The organism is Mesorhizobium sp. P3_A8, assembly GCF_056402995.1.
Map to the genome: position 1 here is coordinate 1 of NZ_JBFUGI010000002.1, position 20,638 is coordinate 20,638.

Below are 20,638 nucleotides of genomic sequence, written 5' to 3' on the forward strand. Positions count from 1 at the left end.
CCAGCCTTTGGCAACATCGATGCCGATGTCCTGAACCGTTTGCGCTACCATCTCCTCGGTCCCTTCCTTGTGTGCGGGGGCTTGCCCCTTGCAACTGTTCGGGTTCACAAAAGAAGGCGGTCGGGCCCCAGCTCATCCACGGTTTAGGCCACCTGAGGGGCGACGGGCTCTCGACCACCGCCACGGATCAGGCAAGCACCTGGTCCGTGGCACCCTCAACAATGCACGATTCCAAACACACAAGGGGTGTTCTAGCGGAATGAGGCGTTGGCGTTCCCTGGAACACCCCTCATCCGACCTCGCTTCGCGAGGCCACCTTCTCCCACAAGGGGAGAAGGGAAAGCGTTAGGCAGCCTCGCCCTGCACGGAGCGGCTGAGGCGGCGGACTTCCTCGTCGTTGAGCAGGCCACCGGCGCGCAGCAGGCTGGCGAAGCGGCCGTTGCGCAGCGACAGTTCGGCGAAGCCACCCATTTCGACCACCCGGCCCTTGTCCATGAACACGACCAGATCGGCGTCTCGAACGGTGGTCAGGCGGTGGGCGATGATGAAGGTGGTGCGGTCGCGCCGCAGTTCGTCGATCGCTTCCTTGACGCGGTCCTCGGTCTCGACGTCGAGCGCGCTGGTCGCCTCGTCGAGCACCAGGATCGGCGCATCCTTCAGCACGGCACGCGCAATGGCGATGCGCTGGCGCTCGCCGCCCGACAACTGGCCGCCACGTTCTCCGACCACTGTGTCGTAGCCATTGCTCTTGGCCAGGATGAAGTCCTGCGCGGCAGCCGCGGTGGCGGCGGCATGGATCTCGTCATTTCTCGCATCGGCACGGCCGACGCGGATGTTGTCCTCGATCGAGCGGTTGAGAAGCCCCGCATCCTGGAACACGGTGGCGATCGAATGGCGCAGCGACTTGCGGGTCACGGTGCGGGTATCGATGCCGTCGATCAGGATACGGCCGCTGGACGGCGAGAAGACGCGCTGCAACAGATTGATGAGCGTGGTCTTGCCGGCACCTGTGGGTCCGACGATGGCAACGGTCTGGCCGGCCTGAACCTCGAAGGACACGTCGCTGACGCCCTGCCCCGAATTGGCGAATTCGAAGCCGACATCCTCAAAACGGACATGGCCGGTGACGTTGGTGAGGTCGCGCAGGCCATCCGGCTCGGCGGTATCGGCGGCCGAGTCCTCAAGCTTGTAGAACTCCTCGAGCTTGGCGCGGGCCTCCGAAATCTGGTTGGCGAAGGCCGACAGCTGATCGAGGCGAGAGATGAGCAGCGTCGCGAAGCCGGTGAAAGCAACGACGTCGCCGACGCGCAACTGGCCATGGGTAACCAGATAGGCGCCGATGATCAGCACGACCATCATCGATATGGTCGAGGACAGGCGCTGCAGCGCGTTGGCGATCGCCCACCAGTCGAGCACGGGGTTCTGCGCATCGAGCAGGTTCCTGACATAGCGGCGCAGCGTCTCGGCCTCGTGGCCAAGGCGGTTGTAGCTCTGCAGCACGGCGACGTTACTGACCGAGTCGGTCACATGCGCGAAAACCTTGTGGTAGTGGCGCTCGACGGCTGCCTGACCTGCCTTGGTCCGCTTCATCACCAGCCGGCCGATGCCGACATAGAGCACGCCAAGCACGAGCAGCACCATCGACATGCGCACATCCATGCTGAGTGCCGTCGGCACCAACAAGACCAGCGTAACGGCCGTGGACAAATGCTGGCGCATAAATTCGAGCCACAGGCTGAACAGCGTCTCGACCGCGCGCAACAGCGTGTGCAAGGCATTGGACGTTCCGCGCTGATGATGCCAGGCGAGCGGCATGGTGATCACGCGTTCGAACGACTCGCAGAGCACTTCCGAGCGGCGGGCATGCGCAAAGCGATCGGCGCCGCGGGCCACCAGCACAAAGGCAATGACACTGAAGACGCCGAGGCCGGCCCAAAGGGCGAGCAATGAAAAAACCGGACCGTGGCTGGAGATAGCGTCGATCACCCGACCGAACAGGATCGACTCAACGATCGCAATCGCGGCCAGCGCGACATTGGCGCCGCAAATCAGCGCCACGCGCTTCTTGTCGGATGCCAGATAGCCCAGCGCTCTCCAATAGATCTGCAGAAGTGACACTTCAGCTACTCCGCCAACTCTCTATTGTGCCCAATACCAATATTGTGCACTGCACCATTCCCTAAACACGTAACGGTTGATGCGTCGCAAAACAATGCCCGTCTACCGGTTCCGTTCCCATTTAGCGAACAAAACATGACGACGATGCGAAATCTGACGTGATCACCTAACGGGTTGAGATAAAAGGTGAAATGCCAGCGTTGCGGCAAAATCATGGCAGCAGCCGAGCGCTGCCACATTTTTAATCACCGCGGTATTGCAAGGCTTGATCGGGAGGCATCTTGCGGGCGCAGCAGCGGATCGCGTGCAAGTAACAGGACGCGGCGTCGCGCGTCCCGAAAGACGCGCGAACAACCAACCTAAGCTGTTGATTTTACGCCGGTATCTTGACCACGATCACGGCCTGAGTGCCGGCTTTGGGTTCGAATGAAGCGGACTTTGTTTTCGAACCATCGACTTCTAGCGAGATCGTCTTGGTCTTTTTGTCGCGAACGACATGAACCTTGATCTCTGCACCCAGCATCTTGAGCGTGGCCTGGTAGCCATCCCAGTGGCTGGGCAGTTTCGGCCGGAACGTGATCTGCTTACCGTGCCGTTCGATGCCGAGGATGCCCTCCACCGCCGCCCGGTAGAGCCAGCCCGCCGAGCCGGTGTACCACGTCCAGCCGCCGCGCCCGCCCTTGTCATCTCCGGCGTAGATATCGGCGGCGACGACATAGGGCTCGACACGATAGTGCTCGGCCGAAGCTTCGTCGAATGCGTGATTGACCGGGTTCAGCATCGAGAAGCAGCGATAGGCTTCGTCGGTCTGCCCCATTTCGGCGAGTGCGATGACGAACCACGTGGCGGCGTGGGTGTACTGGCCACCATTTTCGCGCACGCCCGGCGGATAGCTCTTGATGTAGCCGGGATCCTTCTGCGTCTTCGAGAAAGGTGGCGTGAACAGTTTGACGATCTTGAGCTTGTCGTCGACGAGAAGCTCCGTCGCCTGTTGCATGGCCGTCGTCGACCGGGCCGGGTCGCCCTCGCCCGAAAGCACGCTCCAGGACTGGGCGATGGAATCGATCCTGCACTCCTCGGAGGTGCGCGACCCCAAAGGCGTGCCGTCGTCAAAACTGCCGCGCCGGTACCATTCGCCGTCCCATGCCGTGCTCTCGAGCGCCCGCTTCAGCACCTCGGCATGCTTTGCCCAGGCCTGCGCGCGTTTGCTGTCGCCTTCGCTCTTGGCAACGGCGGCAAAATCGCCCAGCGTCTTCAGCAGGAACCAGCCCAGCCACACACTCTCGCCCTTGCCGTGCTCGCCGACGCGGTTCATGCCGTCGTTCCAGTCGCCGCCAAGGATCAGCGGCAGGCCGGCAGGACTGCTGCGCTTGATGGCAAGGTCGAGCGCCCGCGCACAATGGTCGTAGAGCGAGACCGTCTTCTTCGAGATTTCGGGAGTGAAGAAGGCATCGTGCTCGCCCTCGCCCAGCGCCTGCCCGTCGATGAAGGGCAGTTGCTCCTTCAGGATGCCGGCATCGCCGGTCACCTGGAGATAACGCGCCGTGGCGTGGGCCAGCCAGACCACGTCGTCGGAGATCATGGTGCGCACGCCGGCTCCGGTGCGCGGCAGCCACCAATGCTGCACGTCGCCTTCCGGGAACTGCCGCCGTGCGGCATTGAGGATCTGGTCGCGCGCCAGCGTCGGATCATGCGCCAGCAGCGCCAGCGTGTCCTGCAACTGGTCGCGGAAGCCGAAGGCGCCGCTGGCCTGATAGAAGGCCGAGCGGGCGCGGATGCGGCAGGCAAGGCTCTGATAGGGCAGCCAGTGATTGACCATGGCATCGAGCGCCTTGTCCGGCGTCTCGACCTGGATGGTATCGAGGAACGCGCGCCACTCGCGCTCGTTGTCCGCCAGGCGCTGGTCGAAATCCTTGCCCCGGTGCGTCTGCACCAGCGCGCTCGCCTGCGCAGAAGAATCGGCATCGCCGAGCAGCCAGAGCAGCGTGACGTCGCCGCCGGCCGGGATCTCGACGTCGCGAGCGATCGCCGCGCAAGGGTCGTCTCCGGCCTCGACACGGCCCGACAGCGCGGCACCGCTCAGCACAGCCTGCGGCAGCTCGCTGGACCCATGCCGGCCGAGGAACTCGGAGCGATCAGTCGTGACCGAATGGACAGCGGCATCGGCGGCGAGGAAGGCCACGCGCTCGCTGAAATCGAGCCCGTAGGGGTTTTGCGCCAGCAACGCACCGGTTGCTCCGTCGCGCGACGGGACGATGGTTGCCGCGGTCCGCGACCGATGCCCGCCAAGCACCCATTCGGCATAGGCATAGATGCGCAGCCGCGCCGGCACCGAGCCGGAGTTCTGGATGCGCAGCCGCGAAATCTTCACCGGATCGACGGGGTCAACGACATGGGTCAGGTCCATCGACAACGGCCCGCGCTTGGCGCGGAAGGTCGAGAAGCCCTGGCCATGCCATGCCTCGTAGGTCATCGAGGGATCGCGCACCACCGCGGCGATCGGCGAGAACGCCCTGCCGCTGGCCTGATCGTAGATATAGATGCCCTCGCCCGGCCTGTTCGAGACCGGATCGTTCGACCATGGTGTCAACTGGTAGTCGCGGCTGTTGCGGCTCCAGGTGAAGGCAGCACCCTCGGCCGAGGTGTGGAAGCCGAACGAGGCGTTGGAGACGACGTTGATCCACGGCTGCGGCGTGGTGCGCCGGCCAGCCAGACGCACCACATAGTGGCGTCCGTCGCCGTCGAAGCCGCCAAAGCCGTTCCATTGGCTGAGGCCCGTGCCATCGGCTCGGACATCCATAACGGCCTGCGAGGCAAAGGCATGCACCGCCGGCGCCGAAATGTCGCGCAGAGCCGGCAATCCGGTCGGCACAAGCGCATCACGCGCCTGCAGGGCAGCCGCCTCGGCCCGCTCGATCTGATCGAAGATGGTGCCGTTGCGCGTATGCAGCACCACCCGGGCGACGGCGAGCAGCGTCTTGTAGGTGGTCTCTTCCATCAGGTCGCGGCGCACCGCGAAAATGTGCTGGCGGGGACCTAGTTCCTTGCCGCGCAGGCGGCTGTTTTCGCACAGTGTCTCGACCGCACGCTGCAGGTCCTGGACGTAGGACGAGGCCTGCTCGTTGACGACGACGAAGTCGATCATCATGCCGCGGGTGCGCATATATTCCTGGAAGCGCAGCGCCTGGGCGACGATCTCCAGATCGGCAACATCGCCGATCCTGACCAGGAAGATCGGGAAATCGCCCGAAATGCTGGTCGGCCACAGGCTCGACTGCTTGCCGAGGCCCGAAGCGAGGGATTCGGCGGGAAGGCGCAGGAACGCGTCGGGGTAGATCAGATAGCGCGCCAGTTTCTGCACATTGGCGGCATCCGTCAGGCTGAGGCCCATATGGCGGGTCTGCACCTGGCTGCGCGTCCAGGCAAGCATGGCCTGACGGGCAAAGCTCTCCTGATGGTCGAGCCGGTTTATCGCCTCTTCCAGCTCGGTGCGGTTGGTCCCGACCACGGTCCAGAAGGTCAGCGATATCTTCTTGTTGGCGGGCACGCGCACCTGGCGGCGCAGCGAGGCGATCGGATCGAGCGTGAAGCCGGCATGGCCGCCGAGTCTCGCGCCCGGATCGAAGGCGGCGGCATCGACGATGGAGCGGCCGCGGCCGATGAATGCGCGCCTGTCGGTCTCGGCCTCGGCATCGCGCGCCGGTCCGGACGGATCGGTGACGAAATGGGCCAGGGTGATATCAGGCTCGCTGGTTTCACGCTTGCGGCGCGTGGCGAAGATCGCGCCTTTGTTGGCCGCGATTTCGGTCTCGACGAACATTTTCGAGAAGGCCGGATGCGCGTTGTCGGAAGCCTCCGAGCCGAGCACCAGTTCGGCAAAGGACGTCACTTCGATGTAACGATCGGATGTGCTTTCATTGTAGAGCGTGATGCGACGGCCTTCGCCATTGCCTTCGGAAACGACGATGCATTCGACCTCGGAGCGCAACGTGCCGACCGATTTGACGAAGCTCGCCTTGTCGTCGGAGAACAGGGTCTGCACCTTCTCCTCGGCCGCGCGCTTTGGCTCCGCCGTTGCCGACCACCAGTCGCCAGAGCTGACGTCACGCAGGAAGATGTAGGAGCCCAGGCGGTCCTCGACCGGATCCGGCTGCCAGCGGGTCACCGACAGATCGCCCCAGCGGCTGTAGCCAGAACCTGTCGCGGTCACCATCACCGAATAGCGGCCGTTCGACATCACATTGGTCGAACGCAGCGCCCGCAAGGGATCGAGCACGATGCGGGTGTCGGGGCTCTCGGTTTCGGTCTCGTCTTTTGCTCGCTCGTCCGCTTCGGTCCTGACGGTCGCGGTCGGAATGTCGCGCGGCGCCCTTTCCTGCAGCAGGAGTTCAGCCGATTCAATGACCGGATCGCTGTGGAAACGGTCGCGCAGGCGACCCTCGAAGATCGCGTCGGCGACCGCCGCGATCGACATGCCCGAATGGTGGGCATAGTAATTCAGCACGACCGCGTGGTTGGTGCCTTCAGGCACGCGCTGCGGCGTGAAATCGACCGCATCGTAATAGCCGTGAGGGCCAAGCGCACCGATCTCGCGCAGACGCGCAAGGTTCTGCACCGCTTCGCGCGGGTTGAACTGCGCCGCCAATATGGTGGCGTAAGGTGCGATCACCGTGTTCTGGCCAAGGCCGCGCTTCAGGCCAAGACCGGGCACGCCGAAATTGGTGTACTGATAGGTCAGTTCCCGGTCGCGGGCGTTGTAGGCCGCTTCCGAAATGCCCCACGGCACGTTTTTCTGACGGCCGTACTGCATCTGGCGCTTGATGATCAGCTTGCTGGTCTGGTTGAGGATCGAGCCTTGCGGCTCCTTCATCACCAGCGGCGGCATCAGATACTCGAACATCGAGCCCGACCAGGACATCAGCGCGCCCTGGAAACCGATCTCGACGATCGGGCGGCCGAGTCGGAACCAGTGCTCGGTCGGCAGATCGCCCTTGGCGATGGCGAACAGGCTGGTCAGCCGCGCCTCGGAGGCAAGAAGGTCGTAGCAGCTTTCGTCGAGCTGGTGCTCCTCGACGCGGTAGCCGATCGACAGCAGCTTGCGTTCCGTTCGCATCAGGAAGGCGAATTCCATCTCGAAGGCGAAACGGCGGGTGCGCTCGCGCAAGGTCAGGAGCTTGGCGCGCAGTGCCTCGACGGCATTGTCGTCGCTGTGGGCGTCGTGAACATGCGCCTCGCAAGTGGCTTCCAGCCTCGCCGCCCAGTCGACGATGACGTCGCTCTGGGCCGATGCCGCCTCGGTGTGGATGGCGGTGGCAAGCTTGCGGATCTCGCCCGCCAGCACGGCGAGGTTGATGGTGCGGATCGAGGCCATTTCCGGCTGCGCCTTGATGGTTTCGACGGCGCGCCGCATGCCGTCCAGGCGGTCGACGAGACGCTGGCGCAGAGGCCTGAGCTGACGGCGGTCGTCAGGCAACTCATCGAGGCTTTCGCTCAGGATGGTCACCGTGTCGAGAATGCCTTCGAAATCGCCCTGGAGGTGCACGGAAGGCGCTTCCGCCCATTCGGCACAGGCAGCCGCCACTGCCACAAGGTGGCCGGCGAGATTGCCGCTGTCGACAGCCGAAATATAGAGCGGATAGAGCGGCTTCAGCGTCGTGGTGTCGTACCAGTTGAAGAGATGGCCGCGATGGCGCGGCATGCTTTCGATGGTCGTCATGGTGGCGTCGATGCGGGTGATGGCATCGGACAGGCTGATCCAGCCGAAATCGCGCGCCGAGACGACCGACAGCAGATAGACACCGACGTTGGTGGGCGACGTGCGCGGAGCCACGACCGGTGCCGGGCTTTCCTGAAAATTGTCCGGCGGCAGATTGTGGTGCTCTGCCGTGACGAAGCTTTCGAAATAGTGCCAGGTCCGCCGCGCCACGGTGCGCAGCGTATGGATATCGGCCTGCGATATGCGCAGCCGGTCCTCGGTTTCGGCCGAACGGCTGATCCAGCTGGCGATCGCCGGCGAGCCGATCCAGAACAGGGCGAAGAAGAAGGCGACGAAGGCGCCGGTGGAATCGGCCAGCACCGGAATGGCGAGGCCGACGAAGCCGATGATCACGGCGCCGTACATCATGCCGTAATAGGAGCCGACATCGTTGTCGCCGGCCTTGTGCGCCTGCGAGGCGGTGCGCCATTCCAAAAGATTCTGGCGGCTGACGAACAACCGGTAGAGCGTGCGCACGATGGCATCGCCCATCATCCAGGCGTTGTGCGCCATCAGCACGATCTTCAGTGCCACCATGGCGGTGCCGAAGGCGACGTCGCGCGCCAGCGCCGAGAAATGGCCGCGCGGCGTCTGGTCGCCGCTCTTGGGCAGGATGGCGTTGACGACATCGAAAGTCGGCGCCATGAACAGGCTGAGGATCAGCAAGGCCTGCCATTGCGCGGCCTGCGTGAAGGGCAGCAAGGTCCAGCCGGCGATCGCCGCCATCACCCAGAAGATCGGCGTCAGGGAGCGGCGCAGATTGTCGACCATCTTCCAGCGCGACAGGGCCGGAACGCCGGAGCGTGGATCGAGGATGAAGCCCAGCAACTGCCAGTCACCGCGTGCCCAGCGATGGTGGCGCGAGGCATCGACCGAGTAGCGGGTCGGATAGTCCTCGACCAGTTCGACGTCGGTGACAAGTGCCGCGCGCGCCAGCGCGCCTTCGAGCAGATCGTGGCTGAGGACGGTGTTTTCCTCGATGCGGCCTTGCAGGGCGGCCTCGAAGGCATCGACGTGATAGAGGCCCTTGCCGGTGAAGGACCCGTCGCTGAAGACGTCCTGATAAAGGTCCGAGACGGCGAAGACATAGGGGTCGAGGCCGCGATTGGCTGAAAACACGCGCTGGAAGAACGAGGCTTCGTCGCCTGACGTCAGCGACGCGGTGATGCGCGGCTGCAGGATCGTGTAGCCGGCGGTGACAACGCGCTTCGTCGCGTCGAAATGCGGGCGGTTGAGCGGATGGCAGAGCTTGCCGACGAGGGTCGCCACGGCATCACGGGTGGTGCGCGTGTCGGCGTCGAGCGTCATCACATGGACGACTTTTTCCGGCAGCGGCACCTCGAGCGGCAGGAATGTGGTGTCACTGTCGCCACGCAGCAGAAGATCAAGCTCATGCAGCTTGCCGCGCTTGCGCTCCCAGCCCATCCAGGACCCTTGCGCGGCGTTGAAGAGCCGGCGGCGGTGCAGGATGTAGAAACGCGGCGCGCCTTCGGAGGGATAGCGGGCGTTGAGACGGGCGATCTCGGCGCGGGCATATTCGAGGATCTCGGTGTCGGCAGCATCGATCTCGATCTTGCTGTCGGGCCAATCCGACAGCAGCGCGAAATGGATCTCGTCGACCAGATTGGCAAGGTAATGCACTTCGATGTTGCGGATGTTTTCCTCGACATCGTCCCGCGAGCCGATCAGCGAAGGCACAACCACCAAAGTGCGCGCCTCGGGCGGCACGCCGTGCCGGTAGTCGTAGCCGATCAGGCGTGTCGGCTTGAGGAACAACGAGACAACGGTGTTGAAGAAGGCAAGCGCACCTTCGCTCGCCGGCACGGCAAACAGCGCCAGCATCAGCACGATCGAGGTCACCGACAGGCCGAGATGGGCTAGTGCATTGCCGGTGACGACGAGAAGCAGGGCCGTCAAGGCGAAGACCGGCAGGACGATGCCAAGCCACCCGGTCTTGGCGAAGGTCCGCTTGGCTATCTGGCTGATCGTCTGCCGATAGCCGATCGCCTTTTCCAGCTCGAGCCGGCGCGGGCCGACGAGGAAGAAGCCGACATCGGTATGCGCGGACGGAGCCGGAACGGAATCGTCGCCATCGCCGGCCGGTGCATGTTCGCTGGCGGCACGTTCGCTGGCGGCTTGGCCGGCCAGTTCGATGGCCTTTTCAGCGACACGGTATTCCGACAGGTTCGAGCGGCGCGCGAGTTCCTCGATCGCGGTTCGGTATTGGTCACGCGAGAAGAAGTCGAGCGCGGCGAAATCGGTGCGCTCGCGCAACACGGTGTCGATGCGGCTGACGCCTTCGAACCACACCGTCCAGTCGACGTCGTTGATGAGGCGCAGGCCGCGGATGATGTTGCCGGTCGTCACATTGCCGCTGGACAGCGTGTGATGCTCGGAGATGATGATCTCCTCGGCATCGGAGCCGGTCTTTTCGAGCTCGCCTTCCAGCCATTCCAGGGCCTTGCCGGCATTCTGCGATCCATCGCGCAAGCGGTAGAGAAGCTGGGTGGCGAAGGTGGTGTCCTGCGCATGAGCGCTGAAATTGGCCAGGATCGCCTGGCGGTCGGCGCTGTCGTCGGTCGCCAGCACCTTGTCGGCCACGTCGTTGGCGATCTGGCGCATCTGGCGGGTGCGATTGACCCTGACCGCCAGCCGGCGGAGATTTTCGATCAGCACGAAGCGCAGCAGCGATGGCAGCGCCCAGAGTTCACCGATCTTCAGCGGCTCGACCGACTGAAAGCCCTGGACGATGGACTTGAACATGGTCGCCGAGACGGAACTGTCCGAATGCGCCACATAGGTCCAGGCCAGCGCCAGCGCACGCGGCACTGTGCCGCCATCAGGCAGTTTCAGCGTCGGCAGCTGGCGATAGAAACGGCGCGGCAGATCGCGCTTGACCTGGAAAATGGTCTCCTCGACCAGATAATTGTTGTCGAGCAGCCATTGCGCGGCCGGAGTGATCGTTTCGCCCTTGGCCTGCGCCGCATTGGTCGAACGGTAGACTTCGAGGATCTTCTTGGCACTGTCGCGGATGCGGGCCTGGAAGTCGAAAGGGGTCAGGCCGAACAGGTCGGCGAGATCGCCGTTTGCCAGGCTTTCGCCGAGCAGCCTGAGGCGTTCCTCCGGCAGGAATGTCGACCTTATCGGCTCTTCCGTGATGGCCGGGAAGCTGGCGCTGGTCTTCTCGATCTGGGCTGGATTCGTCTGAATATTCATTGAAAATTCCGTAAGCGGGCACACAGCGGCGTCACCGCCACGGCAATGGCCCTAAAACCGGTTCAAATGCAATTGGTTGCATAATCCCACTTGCCGAAAGTTTGTTTCCGCACCACGACAGGGCGTCATCTCTCGGCAAAAATTCCAAGACGAGCGCCCCTCTTCCCGTCGAGATCGATCGGCGGAGAGGATTCGGGCTTTTTCGTGATGCCGGCAAGAGCTTACGCTATATTTCGCCGGCAGCACGATCATGTTTGGAAACAGGCGGTAACCGTTGGCGCGAAGGCGTCAGGTCGCGATGGTTATCCGGATCACGAACAGCGTCGTATCCCGAGCAGGCTCAACCTTCAGGACGGGAGCATCCGGCCCGACCAGCAGCGTGTCGAGCGGCCCGAGGCGAATTGACCCAGCGCCGAGGAAAACGGCTTCGCCCTTGTGACACAGGATGAGGGTCGTGCCGGCCTGCGCCGCGATGTCCACAGGCTGCGAAATCGCCAGGCGCTTAACCTTATGCTGCATGCGGCCGCGGCGGCTCATGACGTTGAGATCGGTGATCGGGCCGGCGATCAGGGCGGCACTGGTCGGCAGGTCGGCCGGAAAGGAAAAAGGCGCGGAAGACGCCGTCAGCCGCGCCGCCGGTTGGCCCGCGACATCAAGCACGATCCCCTCGCCTTCCAGCACCGACAGCGTGCGGTCGATGCCGGCAAAGCTGGAGAACGGCCCGCTGCCCCCGACGCGGGCCATCGACACGCGCCAGTCGAAATCATCGAGGCCGGCGCCGTCAGGCGAGACGGCGATCTCGGTCGTCGTGCCGCCGCCGTTCTTCCACGGCATGACGCGGTAGTCGGCGGCACGAAGGATGCGCATGATTTCCGCCTATCACCGGAGAATGCCGGGCAGATTGAGCTGGTGCTCCTTGGCGCATTCGATGGCGATATCGTAGCCGGCATCGGCGTGGCGCATGACGCCGGTCGCCGGGTCGTTCCACAGCACCCTCTCCAGGCGCCTTGCCGCGTCCGGGGTGCCGTCGGCAACGATGACCATGCCGGCATGCTGCGAAAAGCCCATGCCGACACCGCCGCCATGGTGCAGCGACACCCAGGTGGCGCCGGACGCGGTGTTGAGCAGCGCGTTGAGCAGCGGCCAGTCGGACACGGCATCCGAACCGTCCTTCATCGATTCCGTCTCACGATTGGGCGAAGCCACCGAACCGGAATCAAGGTGATCACGGCCGATGACGACCGGCGCCTTGAGTTCGCCCTTGGCGACCATCTCGTTGAAGGCAAGGCCCAGCCGGTGGCGGTCGCCGAGGCCGACCCAGCAGATGCGCGCCGGCAGGCCCTGGAACGCAATGCGCTCGCGCGCCATGTCCAGCCAATTGTGCAGATGGGTGTTGCCGGGGGTGAGTTCGCGCACCTTGGCATCGGTCTTGTAGATATCCTCGGGATCACCGGAAAGTGCTGCCCAACGGAACGGGCCGATGCCGCGGCAGAACAGCGGGCGGATATAGGCCGGCACGAAGCCGGGGAAGGCAAAGGCGTTCTCGAAACCTTCATCCTTGGCGACCTGGCGGATGTTGTTGCCGTAATCCAGTGTCGGCACGCCGGCGTTCCAGAACGCCACCATCGCCTCGACATGCTCGCGCATGGAAGCGCGAGCCGCCTTTTCGACTGCCTTGGGGTCGCTGACGCGCTTCTCGCGCCACTCGGCCATCGTCCAGCCCTTCGGCAGATAGCCATTGATCGGGTCGTGGGCCGAGGTCTGGTCGGTGACCATATCGGGGCGAATGCCGCGCCTGAACATTTCCGGCACGATCTCGGCGGCATTGCCGAGCAGGCCGACCGACTTCGCCTCGCCGGCCTTGGTCCAGCGCTCGATCATTTCCATCGCTTCGTCGAGCGTCTCGGCCTTCTCGTCGACATAGCGGGTGCGCAGGCGAAAATCGATCGAGTCCGGGTTGCATTCGATCGCCAGGCAGCAGGCACCGGCCATGACGGCGGCCAGCGGCTGAGCGCCGCCCATGCCGCCGAGGCCGCCGGTCAGGATCCATTTACCCTTGAGGTTGCCGCCATAGTGCTGGCGGCCGGCCTCGACGAAGGTCTCGTAAGTGCCCTGCACGATGCCTTGCGTGCCGATGTAGATCCACGAGCCGGCCGTCATCTGGCCGTACATCATCAGGCCCTTCTTATCGAGCTCGTTGAACTTGTCCCAATTCGCCCAGTGCGGCACGAGGTTGGAGTTGGCGATCAGCACGCGCGGCGCATCGGCGTGCGTGCGGAACACGCCGACCGGCTTGCCGGACTGCACCAAAAGTGTCTCGTCCTCGCCAAGCGTCTTCAACGAGGCGACGATGCTGTCAAAATCGTTCCAGGTGCGCGCGGCCCGACCGATGCCGCCATAGACGACCAACTCGTTGGGGTTTTCGGCAACCTCGGGGTCGAGATTGTTCATCAGCATGCGCAGCGGCGCCTCGGTCGTCCAATAGCGGGCGTTGAGCTTGTCGCCGCGCGGCGCACGGACTTCACGGATGTTGTGGCGAGGATTGGTCATCATTGTCCCTTTCGGATGGCGGCGCGTCAGCGCCCGGCCCAGTCAATGGCGGTTTCGAGAATCTGCTTCAGCGTGGTACGGATCGGTGCCGCAAACCCGGCATCGTAGGGTACCGGCCAATTGTCCGGCTCACCCTTTTCATCGGGCTCACGCATGTAGCCGCGGTTGGAGAGCTCCATCTGCAAGGCGTGGACACCCTGTTGCGGTTGGCCAAAATGGCGTGTGATCCAGCCGCCCTTGAAGCGACCGTTGACGACAGCGGTTTCGCCGGTTTCGGCCATGATCTGGCTGACCATCGCCTGCAGATTCGGATCAGCGCTCTTGCCGTCATTGGTGCCGAGGTTGAACACCGGCAACGTGCCTTCGAACAGCCGCGGCAGCACCGAGCGGATCGAGTGGCAGTCGTAGAGGACGATCTTGTCGTGCAGGCCGCGCAGCCGGTCGATCTCGGCCTGCAAGGCGGCATGGTAAGGCACGAAGAATTTTTCGCGACGCTCGTCGACCTCCGACGGTCCCGGCTCTTCGCCCTCGCGGTAGAGCGGATCGCCGTCGAAGGTTTCTGTCGGGCACAGGCCGGTGGTGGCCTGGCCGGGATAGAGCGAGGCGCCCGAGGGATCGCGGTTGACATCGATGACGGTGCGCGAGATCGCGGTGTGGACGACGGTGGCGCCGAGGCTGCCGGCGAAGTCATAGAGATTGTCGATCCACCAGTCGCAATCGCGGCGACCGAGCCAGGGCGAGACCAGGCGATCTTCGAGGCCGGCGAGGTCGATGCCGGTGTGCGGGATCGACACCAGCAGGGGTGCTGTGCCTTGGCTAACGGCGAGCCAGGGTGTGGCGGCCATCACGCCGCTCCCGAAATCGACGGCAGCGCCACCGCGCCGGCAGCCCTGACGGTCGCGCCACTGCGCACCATGGCGATTGCCTTTTCCATGTCGGGGTGGAAATGCCGGTCATTGTCGAGATGCGGCACTTCGGCCCGGACCAGCTTGCGCACCGCTTCCAGAGCGGCACTCGACGCCAGCGGCGCATGGAAATCGCAGCCTTGCGCTGCTGCCAGCAATTCGATGCCGATCACAGCCGTCGCATTCTCGACCATGCCGATCAGCCGGCGCGCGCCGTGCGCGGCCATCGAGACGTGGTCTTCCTGGTTGGCCGAGGTCGGGATGGAATCAACGCTGGCCGGATAGGCCTTCTGCTTGTTTTCCGAAACGAGCGCCGCTGCCGTCACCTGCGGGATCATGAAGCCGGAGTTCAGGCCGGGCTTCGGCGTCAGGAAGGCCGGCATGCCCGACAGCGCCGGGTCGACCAGCATGGCGATGCGGCGTTCGGACAGCGAGCCGATCTCGCAGACGGCAAGCGCGATCATGTCGGCGGCGAAGGCTACCGGCTCGGCGTGGAAATTGCCGCCGGAAAGCGCAGTGTCGTCCTCGGCGAAGATCAGCGGATTGTCGGTAACGCCATTGGCTTCGGTGCCGAGCGTGTCGGCCGCCTGGCGCAGCACGGTGAGTGCGGCGCCCATGACTTGCGGCTGGCAGCGCAGGCAATAGGGATCCTGTACCCGCTCGTCGCCGACACGGTGCGATTCACGGATAGCGCTGCCGGCCATCAGATTGCGCAGTGCATCCGCCGTCTCGATCTGGCCGGGATGCTTTCTCAGCACATGGATACGCGGGTCGAACGGAGCGTCAGAACCCTTTGCCGCGTCGGTCGACAGCGCGCCGGCGACCAGCGCCGACTGGTAGAGCACTTCGGCCTCGAACAAAGCGGCTAGCGCATAGGCGGTCGAAAACTGCGTGCCGTTGAGCAGCGCCAGGCCTTCCTTGGCGCCAAGCGTCACTGGTTCGAGACCGTGCGAGACGAAAGCGACCTTGGCCGGGAAGCGGCCATGCGGCGTGAAGCATTCGCCGACGCCGATCATCACCGCCGTCATGTGCGACAGCGGGGCAAGGTCGCCGGAAGCGCCGACGGAGCCCTGCGCGGGCACCACGGGGATGACGTCGTTGGCAAGCATCGCTTCCAGCAGCTCGATCGTCTCGGGGCGGACGCCGGAAGCGCCCTGAGCCAGGCTGGCGAGTTTCAGCGCCATCATCAGGCGGGCAATTGCGACCGGCATCGGCTCGCCGACGCCGGCGGCATGCGACAGCACGATGTTGCGCTGCAAGGTCTCGAGATCGCCGGCCGGAATGCGGACGCTGGCCAGTTTGCCGAAGCCGGTGTTGATGCCGTAGACCGGCTCACCCTTGGCAACGATCCTGGCAACGGCCTCGGCGCTCGCCTTGATCTTCGGGCGGCAGGCATCGTCCAGCTTCGGCACGGCGCCACGGTAGATGGCGCGCCAGTCGGCCAGCGTCGCATTGCCGGGCTTCAAGGTCAGTTCGGTCATTGTCCTCTCCAGATGCGGGCATGGAGCGGGTTGAAGCCCATGCGGTAAACGAGTTCGGCGGGACGCTCGATGTCCCAGATCGCCAGATCGGCGGATTTTCCGGCTTCCAGTGTGCCGGCCTTGTCGAGAAGGCCAAGCGCACACGCGGCCTCGCGGGTGACCCCGGCGAGGCATTCATCGACGGTCAAGCCAAAGAGCGTCGCGGCCATATTCATGGTGAGCAACAGCGAGGTGAGCGGCGAGGTGCCGGGATTGCTGTCCGTCGCCACCGCCATCTTCACCCCATGGCGGCGGAACAAGTCGACAGGCGGCTTCTTGGTTTCGCGGATGAAGTAATAGGCGCCGGGCAGGATTGTCGCCACCGTGCCGGCCTTCGCCATCGCGGCAGCGCCCGCCTCGTCGGTATATTCAAGATGGTCGGCGGACAGCGCGCCATAGCTGGCGGCAAGCGCGGCCCCATGCAGGTTGGACAGTTGGTCGGCGTGAAGCTTGACCGGCAGGCCCAGGGCCTTGGCGGCATCGAAAACGCGCGCCATCTGCTCAGGTGAGAAGGCTATGCCTTCGCAAAAACCGTCGACTGCATCGGCCAGTCCCTCGGCGGCAACCGCCGGAAGAATCTGCTTAGCGACCAAATTGATAAATGCGTCCTTGTCACCCTTGGCTTCGGGCGGCAGCGCATGGGCAGCCAGACAGGTCGTGCGGATCGTCACCGCCCGTTCGCCGCCCAGCCGGCGGGCGGCGCGCAGCGACTTCTTCTCATTATCGAGATCGAGGCCGTAGCCCGATTTGATTTCGATTGACGTGACGCCCTCGGCCATCAGCGCATCGAGGCGCGGCAGCGTCTCGGCAACGAGTTCATCCTCGCTGGCCGCACGCAGTGACTTGACCGAGGAAACGATACCGCCACCGGCCCTGGCCACCTCTTCATAGGTGGCACCAGCCAGCCGCATCTCGAATTCGTTGGCGCGGTTCCCGGCATAGACCAGATGCGTGTGGCAATCGATCAGGCCGGGCGTGATCCAGCGGCCCTCGCAATCAATGGTCTCGGCGCCCTGCCTAAGCGAAGCCGGCATTTCCGCCTCAGTGCCGGCATAGACGATAAGCCCGTCGCGGGCAGCAATTGCGCCTTTCTCGACGACGCCGAGGCCAGCCACGCCGTCGGCCATGGTCGCCAGCCGCGCATTGCGCCACAGACGAAAGCCGCTCTTCCCGTTTGCTCCAACCATCATCTTTTCCATTTGAAAGGATGGCGATTATGTATATACATATTGAAACGCGACGCAAGTGGTATCGTCGCTTGGGCATGCAGATTTGGAGGCGGATGTGACGGGGATCTTTGCGGAACAGGCGCTGCTGCCCGAGGGCTGGCAAGGCAATGTCAGGATCGCGCTGGATGGAGGCCGTATCGCCACCGTCAAAGCGGGAACCATTCCGCAGGCCGGCGACGAGCGCCACGCGATTCTCGTCCCGGGCATGCCCAATCTGCACAGCCACGCCTTCCAGCGCGGCATGGCCGGATTGGCCGAACTTCGCGGCCCCTCCGCCGACAGTTTCTGGAGCTGGCGCGAGGTGATGTACCGCTTCGCGCTGTCGATGACGCCCGATCAGGTCGAGGCGGTTGCCGCGCAGCTCTATGTCGAGATGCTGGAGGCCGGATTTTCACGCGTCGGCGAATTCCACTATCTGCACCACGACCGCGATGGAAAGCCCTACGCCAATCTCGCCGAGATGGCCGAGCGTATCGCCGCCGCCGCGAGCGAAACGGGTATCGGCCTGACACTACTGCCGGTGTTTTATGCGCACTCCTCCTTCGGCGGTGCCGCGCCGAACGAAGGCCAGCGCCGATTCATCAACGATGTGAATCGGTTCTCCATGCTTGTTGAGAAGAGCCTCGAATCGGTTCGCGCGTTGAATCAAGCCGTCGTCGGCGTCGCGCCGCACAGCCTGCGCGCCGCGACGCCGGAGGAACTGACCCAAATTGCCGCTTTGGCGCCGAACGGGCCGATCCACATCCACGTCGCCGAACAGGTGAAAGAAGTCGAGGACTGCCTTGCCTGGTCCGGCGCGCGGCCGGTCGAATTCTTGCTGGCCAACGCCGAGGTCGACAAGCGCTGGTGCCTGATCCATGCCACCCATATGACCGACGCCGAAACCATCAGCATGGCGAAAAGCGGCGCCATCGCCGGCCTTTGTCCAATCACCGAGGCCAATCTCGGTGACGGTACTTTTGCCGCGCCATTGTTTGGGGAGCATGGCGGTCGCTTCGGTGTCGGCTCCGATTCCAATGTGCTGATCGGCCTGCCCGACGAATTGCGCCAGCTCGAATATTCGCAGCGCCTTGCCCACCGCGCCCGCAATGTGCTTGCCGTGGCCGGCGGCTCGACCGGCCGTGCGCTGTTCGACGCAGCACTTGACGGCGGCAGCATCGCGCTCGGCGCCGGCGCCTCGCGGATCGCCGCCGGGGCAGCCGCCGATCTCGTCTCGCTCGACGCCAAGACCCCCTCGCTGGCCGGCAAGACCGGCGACGCGATCCTCGACGCCTGGATCTTCGCCAATGGCAGCAAGGTCGACTGCGTCTGGGTGCATGGGCAGAAACAGGTCAGCGGCGGCCGGCATGCCAGGCGCGAAGCCATCGCCGAGCGGTTTCGCAGTGTGATGATGGCGTTGTCGGCATGAGCACGGTTGAGACAGTTGATGCTGACAGTGGCGGCTCGCTGCACCAGCGCATCCTGTCCGACATCAGCGAAAAAATCCTGTCCGGCGCCTGGGCGCCCGGTCATCGCATTCCATTCGAGCACGAGCTGACGACCGAGTACAATTGCTCGCGCATGACGGTGAACAAGGCCCTGTCGCAGCTGGCAAAGGCCGGGCTGATCGAACGCCGCCGCCGTTCAGGCAGCTTTGTCCGCCAACCGCAGTCGCAGGCAGCGGTGCTTGAACTTCACGACATCAGGATCGAGGTCGAAGCGCTTGGCCTACCCTATCGTTACGAGCGGCTGGAGCGCCTGAAGCGGCGCAGCAACGCGGACGACAGAGCGCTGCTCGGCCTGTCCTCAGCAGGGTCACTGCTATGGGTCGAAGGTCTGCATTTTGCCGGCGAGCGGCCATTCGCACTCGAGCAGCGGCTGATCAATCTTTCGGCGGTTCCGGAAGCCGGAGACGAAGAGTTCAGGGAAATCGCCGCCGGGCCCTGGCTGATCGGCCGTGTGCCGTGGAGCGAGGCCGAACACCGGATCCGTGCCATGGCCGCCGATGAGATTGTTGCCGACGCGCTCGACATCGACCCGGGCGCGCCTTGCCTGGTGGTCGAGCGGCGGACATGGAGTGCCGAGCATCCCGTGACGCATGTGCGGTTTATCTATCCCGCGGAAAGCCACACGCTGGTGGCGCGATTCACGCCGTCGCAGGGGTGAGTGATCTCCCCCCTTGTGGGGGAGATGGCCGGCAGGCCAGAGGGGGGCGCCGTAGAGTGCAAACCTCGAATGTGCCTGCCGGGAAACTTGTTTAAAGAGAAAGGCCGGCGGGACAGCGCCCCCCTCTGCCCTGCCGGGCATCTCCCCCACGAGGGGGGAGATTGGCAGTTTCAGCGCCGCGCTTAAATCGCGGCCGTGACAATAATTTCCACAAGATATTCCGGACCAGCCAACTTGGCTTCGCCGGTGGCGCGGGCCGGCGTGTGGCCCTGCGGCACCCACTTGTCCCATTCCGAGTTCATCTCGGCGAAGGTGCCCATGTCGGCCAGCCAGATGATCGCCTGAACGATTTTGGTCTTGTCGGTGCCGGCCTTGGCCAGCAATTCGTCGATGGCCGTCAGGATATCGCGGGTCTGCGAGGCGACGTTGCCGCTGGGCTCGCCGACCTGGCCGGCCAGATAGACGGTGTTGCCGTGGATGACGATCTGGCTCATGCGCGGGCCAACATCGATGCGACGAATGCTCATGGGAGGTTCCTTCCTGTTATCGGTGGCGACTGTTTAGAGTTGCGGCTGGGTTCGGGCAAGGTCGCTCGGTCAAATCCCTGCGGGCACACGCATATCGAAAGTTATGCCACAGTCCTCTGGTCAATGAAGGTTCGCCCGTATGTCTCGAATTAACGTTGCCAATGTGGGACCCTTCCAGCGCCCCTCGTCGATCGCGGCTTGCGCCAAGGCTAGGAACTCTGCCGCCGGTTTCCAATCCGCCACATGGGATTTGTGGAGATGAGTGAAATTGAACCGGCCGATGGGATCGAGAGCGGAATCGCCAAGATATCCCAGAGCCAGGCAATCGTCCGGATCGAGTATCTCCTCGCCGCAGACCTGGCATTTGCGCTGGCCAGGTCCGGTTCGGCTGTAATGCTCCTCGACTAGCGTGACTAGCTTTGTCGCGTCCTCGGATTTTTTTGCGCAATCGAGGTGACATGACGCATCCGACAATCGATGAAGGGGATGCGCTTCATTCGCGATAATGTGAGGAAACAGGACCACCTCGTCGCCACCCCGGATCAACTGGCCACAGACCTTACATACCGTTTTGCCGCGCAAGAGAATTGCCATTGATCCGATTCCCATTGGGTGTCGCTTGGATGTCGCGATCCTAATCGCGCAAATGTGTACATGGCCATCCCTTGGAAAA

Annotated in this window: 11 protein-coding genes; 2 read left to right on the forward strand and 9 right to left on the reverse strand. The window is 64.0% G+C overall.

The genetic code is table 11. The features are described from left to right. Positions 1-345: 345 nt before the first annotated feature. The 7 genes from AC1DX4_RS04105 to hutI form a co-directional block, all read right to left on the reverse strand. Complete coding sequence (locus AC1DX4_RS04105) at positions 346-2,118, reverse strand: glucan ABC transporter ATP-binding protein/ permease (RefSeq protein ID WP_477219119.1); 1,773 nt, start codon at positions 2,116-2,118, stop codon at positions 346-348. A 373-nt stretch (positions 2,119-2,491) separates the two neighbouring features. After that, positions 2,492-11,089 (reverse strand): glycoside hydrolase family 94 protein, encoded by an 8,598-nt coding sequence (locus AC1DX4_RS04110; protein WP_477219120.1) that lies wholly within the window; start codon positions 11,087-11,089, stop codon positions 2,492-2,494. Between the two features lie 288 nt (positions 11,090-11,377). After that, a complete protein-coding gene (locus tag AC1DX4_RS04115) occupies positions 11,378-11,956 on the reverse strand; it encodes a HutD/Ves family protein (RefSeq protein WP_477219121.1) in 579 nt (192 codons plus the stop codon). Between the two features lie 12 nt (positions 11,957-11,968). Continuing rightward, the gene (hutU, locus tag AC1DX4_RS04120) at positions 11,969-13,642 is read right to left on the reverse strand and encodes a urocanate hydratase (RefSeq protein WP_477219122.1); all 1,674 of its coding nucleotides are present in this window, start codon (positions 13,640-13,642) and stop codon (positions 11,969-11,971) included. 23 nt (positions 13,643-13,665) lie between these two features. Beyond that, positions 13,666-14,484, reverse strand: coding sequence for an N-formylglutamate deformylase (gene hutG / locus AC1DX4_RS04125; protein WP_477219123.1), 819 nt, complete (start codon positions 14,482-14,484; stop codon positions 13,666-13,668). Next, on the reverse strand, positions 14,484-16,025 hold the full coding sequence (hutH, locus tag AC1DX4_RS04130; protein ID WP_477219124.1) for a histidine ammonia-lyase: 1,542 nt from the start codon (positions 16,023-16,025) through the stop codon (positions 14,484-14,486). Before hutH ends, hutG begins: the two co-directional genes overlap by 1 nt. Continuing rightward, a complete protein-coding gene (hutI, locus tag AC1DX4_RS04135) occupies positions 16,022-17,251 on the reverse strand; it encodes an imidazolonepropionase (protein ID WP_477219125.1) in 1,230 nt (409 codons plus the stop codon). The genes hutH and hutI overlap by 4 nt, the downstream gene beginning before the upstream one ends. Positions 17,252-17,348: 97 nt before the next feature. Here hutI and AC1DX4_RS04140 point away from each other — a divergent pair, with 97 nt between their 5' ends. Then, positions 17,349-18,701 carry a formimidoylglutamate deiminase gene (locus tag AC1DX4_RS04140; RefSeq protein ID WP_477219126.1) on the forward strand — a complete coding sequence of 451 codons (1,353 nt, stop codon included), beginning with the start codon at positions 17,349-17,351 and terminating at the stop codon, positions 18,699-18,701. Further along, a complete protein-coding gene (gene hutC / locus AC1DX4_RS04145) occupies positions 18,698-19,438 on the forward strand; it encodes a histidine utilization repressor (protein ID WP_477219127.1) in 741 nt (246 codons plus the stop codon). The genes AC1DX4_RS04140 and hutC overlap by 4 nt, the downstream gene beginning before the upstream one ends. Positions 19,439-19,620: 182 nt before the next feature. Here the strand turns inward: hutC and AC1DX4_RS04150 are convergent, their stop codons facing one another. Beyond that, the gene (locus AC1DX4_RS04150) at positions 19,621-19,965 is read right to left on the reverse strand and encodes a RidA family protein (protein ID WP_477219128.1); all 345 of its coding nucleotides are present in this window, start codon (positions 19,963-19,965) and stop codon (positions 19,621-19,623) included. Positions 19,966-20,085: 120 nt separating this feature from the next. Continuing rightward, positions 20,086-20,559, reverse strand: coding sequence for a hypothetical protein (locus AC1DX4_RS04155; RefSeq protein WP_477219129.1), 474 nt, complete (start codon positions 20,557-20,559; stop codon positions 20,086-20,088). Positions 20,560-20,638: the final 79 nt, after the last annotated feature.